Raw genomic sequence first — 9,401 nt, forward strand, 5'->3', positions numbered from 1 at the left:
CCGGCGTCCCCGGCCCCGGCGGCCCGACGGCCTCCGGGCCGGGCGACGAACCGGGCGGCGAGTGGCCCGCCGCCGCGACGGCGCGGCGCGGCCCGCACGTGTGGGCGGACGAGGTCGGCCGCACCTACCTCGCCCTCGCGCCCGACGGGGACCGCCCGGTCGCGTACTTCACGGAGCCGCAGCCGCACTGGCGGACCACCGGCCGGTGCGAGGCACTGACCGAAGCGGTCCGGGCGGCGGCCCGGGCACCGGAGGTCGAGGGCACGCTCCGCTGGCTCGCCCGCGTCGGGACCGGGCCCCACGCGGGCCGGCTCGTGGCGGAGTACCGCGAGGGACGCCCTCTCCGGAGCGTCCTCACGAGCGGGACGCTGCCCCTTCCCGTGGCGCTGCTGGCGGCCCGGCGAGTCGCGTCCGCCCTGTCGGCCCTCCACCAGGCGGGCCGTCACCACGGCGGCCTGACCACCGAGACCGTGCTCTGCACCGTGGAAGGACCGCTGATCACCGGCCACTCCCTGCTGCCGCTGATCGACCCGGACCGCCCGCGCCCCGGCCCGGCCGACGTGCACGCCTTCGGGCAGCTGCTCAAGGCCGTGTTCCCGCAGATCCCGCCCGGGCGGGAGGGCCGGGCCCTGAAGCGGCTCATCCGGCGGTGCCGCCGGGGACCGGCGGTGCTGCGGCCCTCCATGGAGCGGGTCTCCCGACAGCTGTCCAAGCTGTTCTACGGCCTCAATCTGACCGACGGCCGGGTACGGGAGGAGTGGGCGGCGTACCTCGACTCCCTGCCGCTGCCCGCCGCCGTCCCGCTGCCGCCCGAACACCCCGGTGCGTTCCCCGGGCCATCCCCGGCGGCCGGGCCGGCTCCACGCCCCGAACGGCGCCCCGAACAGGGCCTCGTACGCGAACCGCGGCCCACCGTGCCTCCGTCTCCGGCGCCGCCTGCGTCTCCCGCCCCCGCTCCGTCCGGTTCCCTGCCGGACCACGCCTACGGGCCCGATACGCCGACGGGACCCGAGCCGGCCGGGGCACCCGCGCCCGACGTCCCCGCCGGCCCGGTCGAGGGCGCCGCCGCCCGGCCGGACGAGCACCCGGCGGACGCCGACCCCGGGCCGGTGCGGCCGGTCGGTCCGGAGCCCGCCGACCCCCCACGTACCGACGACGGACCGGCCACCGCACCGTTGCCCGCACCGGCGCCCGAGGCGCTGCCGGCCGGCCCCCGCGCACCGGAGCGCCGGCCCGGACGCGAAGCGGAGCGACAGCCCGCCCGGGGCACCGAGCGGCAGCCGGCCGCGATTTCCCGGGCCGACCGGGACGACCGGCAGGACGCGGCCGACCGGCGGGACGCGGCCGACCGGCAGGACGGGGACGACGGCACGGGCGCGACCGTCCCGTTGCATGCCTCGCCGGTGGCGTACGACGGAACCGCGCCCGGTGCGGACGGCCACCGCTCGCCCGCCCGTCCTCCTTCCCGCCCCGGCTCCGGCTCCGGTACCGGCCCCGGGTCGGAGTCCGGTTCCGGTTCCGATGAGGGTTCCGGTTCCGGTGAGGGTGCCGGTGCCGGTCCCGTACCGGACGGTGAGGGCTGGGGCGCCGTGTCACCGCCGTGGACGCGGGACCTCGGCTTCCTGCCGGAAGCCGCCCCCGCCGCCGAAGGCGACCTGCTGTTCGTCGCCGGCACGGACGGCGAACGGGGCCGGGTGGCCGCCGTGGGCGTCCGGGACGGCGAGGTCCGCTGGGAGCACGTCACCACCGGGCCGTGCCGCACCCGACCGCTGCCGCTGGCGGGACGGGTCTTCGTCGCGGACGACTCGGGGGAGGTGTGGTGGCTGGATGCCGCGACGGGGAGGGTCGTCGCCGGGATCGGGCTCCCCGACCGCCCGGCGGGCGACCCGGTGTGCGTCTCCGGCTCGATCTGGCTGGGCGGCGCCTCCGGGCGGCTGAACATCCTGCGGACCGGCGCCACGGGCCCCGAGCGCCCGAGGCTGCCGGGGGTGGCCGACTCGCTGAGCGCCACGCCGGCCGTGCACCCCGGCGGCGCGGTCGCCCTGGCCACGTACGCGGGTCCGGTCTGCCTGGACGCGACCGGCCACCCGTCCTGGAGCCGGCCCGACCTCGGCGACACGAGCGGCCTGGACGCCGTCTGGTGCGGCGACGGCCTGCTCGGCGTCAACGCCACAGGGCTGCTGTTCCGCCTGAGGGGCGACGGGCGCGTGGTGTGGCGGCACGAATGCCACGCCCGGCCGGCCGCCGGACCGCTGACCGTGGCCGGGACGGTCGTGGTGGTCACCGCGGACGGCGCCGTCCGGGGGGTGGACGCGGAGAGCGGCGCGCCGCGCTGGCACACCGCCACCGGTTTCCCGCCCGCGGGACGGCCCGCGGCCGCGGACGGCACCGTCCTGATCGCCGGACGCGACCGGTCGCTGCGCTGCCTCGACGCCCGCACCGGCACGCCGCGCTGGACCGCCCGTACCGGCGGACGGGCCTGCCGGGGCGGGCCGTCACCCATGGGCCCCCGCATCCACCTGGGCGCCTCCGACTGCCACCTGTACGCCATCGACGCCCGGACCGGCGCCACGGGCGGCACCGGGGCGCTCCGCGTCCACCCGCTGATCGACGACAAGTTCGCGTCCGCCCTGCGGACCCCCGGCTGAGCCGGCGGCGGCCCCGGCAGGGCGGGCCGCCACCCACGCCACTCCTCCTCCCCGGGCGCGGCCCGGGGGCTTCCCGTGATTGTCCAGCGACCCCCAGGGGGAACACCGTGCCGTACGAGCGGAAGATCAAAAGGAATCAGCGGACCTACGTCGTCATCCTGATCGACCAGTCCGGTTCGATGGAGACTCCGATGGCCGCCACCGGGCGCGCCAAGTGCGAGGAGGTGACCGACGCGCTCAACCGGCTCCTGCTGGAACTGATCCGGGCGGCCGCGCCCACCGGACGGGACATCAAGGACTACTACGACGTCTCGATCTTCGGCTACAACCACGGCGTCCGGTCGCTGTTCGCCGGCAAGCTGGCCGGCCGGGACAGCGTCAGCGTCGGCGAGCTGTACGCGGCGCCCGCCGCGATGCGCCAGCGGGAGATCGTCACCACCGACGCCGACGGGAACGAGCACCGGGCGACGGTCCACGACCCGGTGTGGGTCACCGCCTCGGCCATGGGCAAGACCAGCATGGCGGCGGCGTTCGCGCACGCCCTCCCGCTGCTGGAGGAGTGGGTGGAGGAGAACCCCACCAGCTTCCCGCCGATCGTGATCAACCTGACCGACGGCATCCCGACCGACGAAGGGCTGCACGACACGGTGCAGCGCATCCGCTCGCTGTCCACCGCCGACGGCCAGGTGCTCGTCTTCAACCTCCATGTGTCCGCCGCCTCCAAGGACACCTGCCGGTTCCCCGTCTCGGCCGAGGACCTGCCCCCTGAGGGCCAACTCCTCTACAGCATCTCCAGCGTGCTGCCCGACGTCCTGCGCGAGCAGGCGCAGGGACTCCAGATGGACGCCCCGCACGGCTGCCGGGGTCTGGTGTTCAACGGCAACGTCGTGGACATCACCAAGGTCCTCCGGATCGGCACCTGGGCATGAGCGTCGCGGTCGCCGGCTGCCGGATGCAGAAGGAGGGGGACGCGATGGCGGAGTGCGCCGACGCCTGGTACCACCTCGTCCAGGGCGGTGGCACCGTCCAGGGCCTGCGCGCCACCCGGGCCACCGACGACAGCACCGTGCGGTGCGCCGTCGCCGACGGGGCGTCCCTGAGCGCCCTGCCGGAACCGTGGGCGCGGACCCTGGCGCGGGAACTCTGCGCCGTACCGGTGCGGGCCCTGTCCGACGCGGACACCCTGCACGCGGCCCTGCGGACGCTCAGCGACGGCTGGCCGGCGGCCCTGCGGTCCTACGTGACCGGGCTCGGACGTCCCCTGGACTGGCTGGAACCGCACGCCCTCCAGCACGGCCCGGCCGCCACCTTCGTCGCCGTGGGCGTCCTGCCCGTACCCGGCGGCTGGCGGTGGTCGGCCGCTGCGGTCGGTGACTGCTGCCTGTTCCAGACGCGCGGCGACACACTGGTCACGGCCTTCCCGCTGAGCCTCCCGGAGTCGTTCGGCCACCACCCGGACCTGGTGCGCGGGCTGGACTGCCTCGGTGCCGCGGGGCCGTCGGCGATCCGGACCGCGTCCGGGACGGCCGCCCCGGGTGACGTGTTGCTGCTGGCCAGCGACGCCCTCGCCAAGTGGGCGCTGGCCCAGGAGACGGGGCGCCGGCCCGCCTGGCGGCAGCTCGCCGCGGTGGCGGTGGCGGCCGGTGAGCAGGCCCGTGGCAGCGCGGCCGGTGGCGAACCCGGGCCCGGTGCCGGAGCGTGTTCCGGTTCCGGTTGCGGGACCGGGTCCGGACCCCGGTCCGAACCCCGCACCGGTGGCGGCGGGACGGGTGCCGAGACCCGCGCCGAGGCCGGTGGGGACGCCCTGAGGGCGTTCATCGGTCCCCTGCGGGACACCGGGGCCATCGAGGACGACGACGTCACCCTGGTCGCAGTCCGGTTCCTGGACGACGGCCGGACGGGCACCCGTGCCGGCGGTGGGGCGGACCTCCGTGACGGGCGGTGAACGGGAGCCGGTGGAACCGCCGAGCCTGACCGACTACATGATGGCGGTGCAGCACCCCCGGCTCTGCTTCCCCGACGACGACGTGCTGGCCGCGTCCACGACCGTGCTGGACGCGCTGGGCCCGGTGACCGGCAGCGGCGTGTTCGGCTGTGTCTTCCGGTTCACCTCGGAGGACGGCGCGCTGACCTGGGCGGTGAAGTGCTTCACCAGCCACTCGGACGCCCGTGCCGACCGCTACCGGAAGATCTGCGCCGCGCTCGCCGAACTGCGACCCGCCGAGGAACGCTGGCTGGTGCCCATGGAGTTCGCCCCGGAGGGCGTACTGGTGGGCGGACGGCGCTGGCCGCTGGTGAAGATGCCGTGGCGGCCGGCGGCCCCGCTCCTCGACTGGGTCGAGCGCTGGAAGGACAACCCCGCGGCCCTGCGCGCCGTGGCGGCCGACTTCACCGCCGTCGTGGGGCGGATGGGGGAGCTGGGCATCGCGCACGGCGACCTCCAGCACGGCAACATCCTGATCTCGGCCCCCCGGCGCGTTCAGCTGATCGACTACGACGCCATGTACGTACCCGCCCTGGCGGGCACCGCGAGACCGGAGCGTGGCCACCGCAACTACCAGCGTCCGCGGCCGGTCGGGTACGGCCCGCGCATGGACCGCTTCCCCGCCAGGGTCATCCAGCTGAGCCTGCTCGGGCTCGCCGCCGACGCGGAGCTGTGGGACCGGCTGCGCGAGGACGACGACCGGCTGCTGCTCGGGCAGGAGGACTTCGAGGACCCCGGCGGGTCGGAGGCCCTCGCCGCGCTGGCGGACAGCCCGGACCGGCAGGTACGGGACATCACGGCGCGGCTCCTGGCCGACCTGCGGTCGCCGCACGACCTGCTGCCCCCGCTGGCGGCGGTCGTCATGGAACCGACGCTCACCCCGGTGACGCCCGCCCGGCCACGACCCGGGCCGGTCCGGGACACCGCCTCCGAGGCCCCCGCCGGGCAGCCCACGGGCCCGCGCACCGATGAGGCGCGGGGAGGCGAGCCGCAGCAGGTGCCCCGACCGGAGGCGGAACCGGAACCGGAGCCGAGGCTGGAGCCGAAGCCGGAACCCCGAACCGAACCCGGCCCTCAACCACAGCCCCACCGCGCCCCCCAGCCTCAGCCTCCGCAACAGCCACAGTCCGCCTCCTCCGCCACGGCTGCGCCGACCGCGGAACGGCCGGTACGGGCCGCCGCGCGGTCGCGGAGCACGCGGAGGACACCGGTCCGCCGCAACCGGTGGCTGCTGAGGCCGGGGATGCTGCTGTGCCTCTTCGTCCTCGTCCTCCTGCTGGGCCTCCTCGTCGCGCTCTTCCTCGTCGCCCCGCCGTGGTGACCGTTCCGCCGAGCCGTTCCCTTGCCACCGGGCGTGCCGCGGCGGGGGAGCGCCGGTCGCGGCCCGCTCACCCCACGACGTCCCTCACCGGCTTTCCGGCCAGGTGGTCGGCGACGTTCTGGACGGCGGCCAGCGCGATGCGGACCACGGTCTCGCGGGTGACGCCCGCCACGTGCGGGGACAGCACCACGTTCGGCGCCTTCAGCAGCCGCAGGGATGAAGGGGGCGGTTCCGGGTGGAAGACGTCGAGGCCCGCCCCGGCGAGGGCACCCGCCTCCAGGGCGTCCGCGAGGGCGTCCTGGTCGATCAGAGCGCCACGGGCCGTGTTGACGACGAACGCGGTGGGCTTGAGGAGCGCCAGCCGCTCCGCGTCGAGGAGGTGGTGGGTCTCCTCGGTCAGCGGGGCGTGCAGCGTCACGTAGTCCGACGCCGTGAGCAGCTCGTCCAGTGCCACGTGGCGGGCACCGCCCAGGCGGGCCTCCGTCGCGGGCGACGCCCGCCGCCGTCCGGCGTACAGCACGGTCATGTCGAACGCGACCGCGCGGCGGGCCACTTCGGCCCCGATGCGGCCCAGACCGACGATGCCGAGCGTCTTGCCGGACAGCTCGGTGAGGGACTGCTGCAGGCGCGGCAGCGCCCAGTCCCCGTCGACGAGCGCGGTGTGCGCGGGGACCAGCTGCTTGGCGAGCGCCAGCATGAGCGCGAACGTCTGCTCCGCCACGTTCTGCCGTTCGGCGCCGCTGGACCCGATCGTGCAGACCGTGACGCCCCGTTCCCCGGCGGCGGCCACGTCGACGAGGTCGTACCCGTGGCTCGCGCACTGGACCAGTTCCAGCCGTGGTGCGGCGGCGAGGTGGGCGGCGGTGACCGGAGCGAGGACGGTGACGACGACGTGCGCCTCGCGCAGCGCCGCGAGGTCCTCGTCGGCGCTCTCCACGACGGTGACCCGGGCGTCGCCGGGAAGGAGCGACGCCAGCGCGGCCCCGGCGGCGCGGCCGCCCACGTGGGGCGCGACGACGGCGAGCACGTTCTTCGGGGCGGTCACGCGCCCTCCTCGACGAGGTCGTCCCGGCCGGGTGTGGCCGGGGTGCGGTGCCCGGACAGGGCGAGGGTCAGGTCGAGTTCGGCGAGCAGGCAGCGGATCACGTGCTCGACGCCCGCCTGTCCGTCGAGGCCGAGCCCGTACGCGTACGGCCGTCCCACCAGCACCGCGTCGGCGCCCAGCGCGAGCGCCTTGAAGACGTCGTCGCCCGTACGGATGCCGCTGTCGAACAGGACGGTCAGCCGGCCGTCGGCCGCCTCCGCGACCCGGGGCAGCGCGTCGGCGGCGGCGACGGAACCGGCGACCTGCCGGCCGCCGTGGTTGGACACCACCACCCCGTCCATGCCGGCCTGCGCGGCCCGCCGGGCATCGTCCGGGTGCAGGATGCCCTTGAGCACGATCGGGCCGTCCCAGTTCTCCCGCAGGAACTCCAGGTCCGGCCACGTCTTGCCCGGATCGGCGAACATGCCGACGAAGTGCGCCACCGCCGCGTCCGGGTCCTCGTGCACCGGCTTGGCGAGCCCGGCCAGGAACGCCGGATCGGTGAAGTAGTTGGCGGTGCCCACACCGCGGAGGAACGGCAGGTACGCCTGGTCCAGGTCACGCGGCCGCCACGCCAGCAGCGGGGTGTCCAGCGTGACGAACAGGGTGCTGAAGCCCGCCGCCGCGGCCCGGCGCAGGAACGAGCGGGTGACCTCGCGGTCCTTGGCCCAGTAGAGCTGGAACCACCGTTCCGCGTCGCCCATCGCCTCCGCGACCTGCTCCATGGGCGTGCTGGACGCGGACGACAGGATGAACGGCACCCCCTGCGCCGCGGCCGCCCGCGCGGCTGCGGGCTCCGCGTCCGGGTGCATGATCGACAGCACGCCCACCGGTGCCAGGGCCAGCGGCGCGGGCAGGTCCCGGCCCAGCACCCGCACGGACAGGTCGCGTTCACGGACGTCACGCAGCATCCGGGGCACGATCCGCCGCCGGTCCAGCGCCGCCCGGTTCGCGGCGGCCGTGCTCCCGCTGCCCGCGCTGCCCGCCACGTAACCGACCGGACCGGGCCCGAGGCGCTGCTCGACGAGCCCTTCGAGGCGCGTCAGGTCGGTCGGCAGCCGGGGTACGGCGCCGGTCATGCCGTTCAGGTAGATCTCGTACTGGAAGTCGGCCCACTGCTTCGCCATGCGTCGTACGTCCCGTCCCTCGGTCGCGGAGATCGTGCGTCCCCGCGATCCTGTCGACCGCCCGGGCGCACGTCCACCGTTCGTGCCGCGGCCTTTCGCCCCCGGGCCGCCGTACCGTCCCCCCGGGCCGCGGATCCGGCCGGGGGCCGCCCGCGGACGTCACACGACGGTGCGCCGGGTGAGCGATGAATTCGGCCGGTGCGCGGGGTCTGCCCCGACATGACGCGCGACACCCACGACATCCCGGCCCCGCCGGACGGCTCCGTCGTCCCGGGGCCCGGCCCCGCCCACGTTCACCAGGCACCCGACCGACGACCCGGGGTGATCCGATGACCACGATCAACGCCAACGGGATCACCTTGGGCATCGAGTCGTTCGGTGACGACGGAGCGCCCCTCGTCCTGCTCGCCGGCGGGACGACCCTGCTCTCCTGGCCCGACGCGCTGTGCGAGCGGCTGGCCGTCGGCGGGCGCCGCGTCGTGCGCTACGACCTGCGCGACAGCGGCGAGTCGACGACCACCGACCCGGAGTCCCCCTCCTACACCCTGCGCGACCTCGCCGCCGACGCGGCCGCCCTCGCCGCCGTCCTCGGCGGCGGCCCCGTACACCTCGCGGGGATCGGCGTGGGCGGAATGGTCGCCCAGGTGGCCGCGCTCGACCATCCCGGCGCGTTCTCGGCGCTCACCCTGGTCGGCACCCGCCCGGTGGCCCCCGGCCCGCCCGACGACGACCTCCCGGACCACGACCGGGCGACGATGCGCCGGCTGTTCACGCGCCCGATGCCCGACTGGACCGACCGTGAGGCGGTGGCGCGGTTCGCCGCCGCCGGCGCGGGGATCCTCGGCGACGACCCCGTGGCCGCCCGTGAACTCGCCGCGCGCGTCTGGGACCGCACGCCCGGCACCGCACCCGCGCTCCACACGGCCAACCAGCTGGGCATGGTGTTCTCCCGGCTCGACTGCGCCCCGCGCTGGCGCGAGCGCCTGCCCGGGATCGAGGTCCCCGCGCTCGTCGCCCACGGCCACCGCGACCCGTTCTTCCCCGTCGGCAACGGCGAGGCGCTCGCACGCGAGATCCCCGGTGCGCGGCTGCTCGTCCTCCCGACCGCCGCCACGGCGATCCCCGCCACGGCGGTCGACGAGGTCGCCGGGGCGATGCTCACGCTCGGGTAGGGGCCTGCCCCTGGGCACCGGGCAGGTGGTGGCCCCTGGCCCCGCCCCGCCTCGCCGGGGCAGCA

7 protein-coding genes are annotated in these 9,401 nt (G+C 76.2%); 5 read left to right on the forward strand and 2 right to left on the reverse strand.

Features of this window, described 5'->3' with window-relative positions; translation table 11 throughout:
* From A4V12_RS39580 to A4V12_RS27945, 4 genes are all read left to right on the forward strand, one after another.
* Window positions 1-2,648, forward strand: a 2,648-nt coding sequence (locus A4V12_RS39580) for a PQQ-binding-like beta-propeller repeat protein (RefSeq protein WP_079137398.1), incomplete at its 5' end; no start/stop codon positions are given.
* Between the two features lie 107 nt (window positions 2,649-2,755).
* Window positions 2,756-3,577 carry a hypothetical protein gene (locus A4V12_RS27935; protein ID WP_064072223.1) on the forward strand — a complete coding sequence of 274 codons (822 nt, stop codon included), beginning with the start codon at window positions 2,756-2,758 and terminating at the stop codon, window positions 3,575-3,577.
* Window positions 3,574-4,593 carry a hypothetical protein gene (locus tag A4V12_RS27940; RefSeq protein WP_064072224.1) on the forward strand — a complete coding sequence of 340 codons (1,020 nt, stop codon included), beginning with the start codon at window positions 3,574-3,576 and terminating at the stop codon, window positions 4,591-4,593. The genes A4V12_RS27935 and A4V12_RS27940 overlap by 4 nt, the downstream gene beginning before the upstream one ends.
* 10 nt (window positions 4,594-4,603) lie before the next feature.
* The gene (locus A4V12_RS27945) at window positions 4,604-5,953 is read left to right on the forward strand and encodes a hypothetical protein (protein ID WP_159028948.1); all 1,350 of its coding nucleotides are present in this window, start codon (window positions 4,604-4,606) and stop codon (window positions 5,951-5,953) included.
* Between the two features lie 67 nt (window positions 5,954-6,020).
* Here A4V12_RS27945 and A4V12_RS27950 read toward each other — a convergent pair whose 3' ends face one another.
* Both A4V12_RS27950 and A4V12_RS27955 read right to left on the reverse strand, forming a co-directional pair.
* Complete coding sequence (locus A4V12_RS27950) at window positions 6,021-6,998, reverse strand: 2-hydroxyacid dehydrogenase (protein WP_064072226.1); 978 nt, start codon at window positions 6,996-6,998, stop codon at window positions 6,021-6,023.
* Complete coding sequence (locus tag A4V12_RS27955) at window positions 6,995-8,164, reverse strand: lactate 2-monooxygenase (protein ID WP_064072227.1); 1,170 nt, start codon at window positions 8,162-8,164, stop codon at window positions 6,995-6,997. The genes A4V12_RS27950 and A4V12_RS27955 overlap by 4 nt, the downstream gene beginning before the upstream one ends.
* Before the next feature lie 329 nt (window positions 8,165-8,493).
* On the opposite strand from A4V12_RS27955, the gene A4V12_RS27960 reads away from it, so the two are divergent.
* Window positions 8,494-9,336, forward strand: coding sequence for an alpha/beta fold hydrolase (locus A4V12_RS27960; protein WP_064072228.1), 843 nt, complete (start codon window positions 8,494-8,496; stop codon window positions 9,334-9,336).
* Window positions 9,337-9,401 lie beyond the last annotated feature (65 nt).

It is taken from the genome of Streptomyces noursei (assembly GCF_001646665.1).
Lineage (GTDB): Bacteria > Actinomycetota > Actinomycetes > Streptomycetales > Streptomycetaceae > Streptomyces > Streptomyces lavendulocolor.

Excerpts from the sequence above, each read along its gene's own strand:
- A4V12_RS27940 (WP_064072224.1), top strand. The coding sequence starts at position 3,574 with ATGAGCGTCGCGGTCGCCGGCTGCCGGATGCAGAAGGAGGGGGACGCG.
- A4V12_RS27955 (WP_064072227.1), bottom strand. The coding sequence starts at position 8,164 with ATGGCGAAGCAGTGGGCCGACTTCCAGTACGAGATCTACCTGAACGGC.
- A4V12_RS27960 (WP_064072228.1), top strand. The coding sequence starts at position 8,494 with ATGACCACGATCAACGCCAACGGGATCACCTTGGGCATCGAGTCGTTC.